Genomic DNA, 758 nt, shown 5'->3' with positions numbered 1-758 from the left:
CATAGCGTGGAAGACGTCCATTAACTAAGAGCATAGTAAAATTATTTCATAACATTATCGCGGGGTGGAGCAGTTCGGTAGCTCGTCGGGCTCATAACCCGAAGGTCACAGGTTCAAATCCTGTCCCCGCAACCAAAATGGTTCGGTAGTTCAGCTGGTTAGAATGCCTGCCTGTCACGCAGGAGGTCGCGGGTTCGAGTCCCGTCCGAACCGCCATTTTTTAAACAATACATAAATTATTATGGGTCGGTAGCTCAGTTGGTAGAGCATTAGATTGAAGCTCTAAGTGTCGGCAGTTCGATTCTGTCCCGACCCACCATAATAATGCCGGTGTAGCTCAGTTGGTAGAGCAACTGACTTGTAATCAGTAGGTCGAGGGTTCGACTCCTTTCGCCGGCACCATTGTTATTCCGAAGTAGCTCAGTTGGTAGTAGCATCTGACTGTTAATCAGAGGGTCGTAGGTTCGAGTCCTACCTTCGGAGCCATATGGAGAAGTACTCAAGTGGCTGAAGAGGCGCCCCTGCTAAGGGTGTAGATCGGGTGACCGGTGCGAGGGTTCAAATCCCTCCTTCTCCGCCATTATATTGGCCCCTTGGTCAAGTGGTTAAGACACCTCCCTTTCACGGAGGTAACATGGGTTCGAATCCCGTAGGGGTCATAAATATTTACTCGTAGAAAAAGTCAAGGAAGCAAATGCTTTCTTGGCTTTTTTTCATTATTCGGTCCTATACTAATGGGGGGAAAATCAATAATTTTC

At 47.8% G+C, this 758-nt stretch carries 7 tRNA genes; all 7 read left to right on the top strand.

Annotated features, from left to right (window positions below):
- Positions 1 to 58 precede the first annotated feature (58 nt).
- The 7 genes from D1606_RS07250 (at position 59) to D1606_RS07220 (ending at position 659) form a co-directional block, all read left to right on the top strand.
- Positions 59 to 135: transfer RNA gene (locus tag D1606_RS07250), tRNA-Met, on the top strand.
- Positions 136 to 139: 4 nt separating this feature from the next.
- A tRNA-Asp gene (locus tag D1606_RS07245) sits at positions 140 to 216 on the top strand.
- Between the two features lie 27 nt (positions 217 to 243).
- Positions 244 to 319: transfer RNA gene (locus tag D1606_RS07240), tRNA-Phe, on the top strand.
- Positions 320 to 326: 7 nt separating this feature from the next.
- A tRNA-Thr gene (locus tag D1606_RS07235) sits at positions 327 to 402 on the top strand.
- A gap of 7 nt (positions 403 to 409) precedes the next feature.
- Positions 410 to 486 (top strand) — tRNA-Asn (locus D1606_RS07230).
- Between the two features lie 3 nt (positions 487 to 489).
- Positions 490 to 580 (top strand) — tRNA-Ser (locus tag D1606_RS07225).
- A 7-nt stretch (positions 581 to 587) separates the two neighbouring features.
- Positions 588 to 659: transfer RNA gene (locus tag D1606_RS07220), tRNA-Glu, on the top strand.
- Positions 660 to 758 lie beyond the last annotated feature (99 nt).

The organism is Rummeliibacillus sp. POC4 (assembly GCF_003576525.1).
Taxonomy (GTDB): Bacteria; Bacillota; Bacilli; order Bacillales_A; family Planococcaceae; genus Rummeliibacillus.
This window is presented reverse-complemented; position numbering and strand designations above follow the sequence as displayed.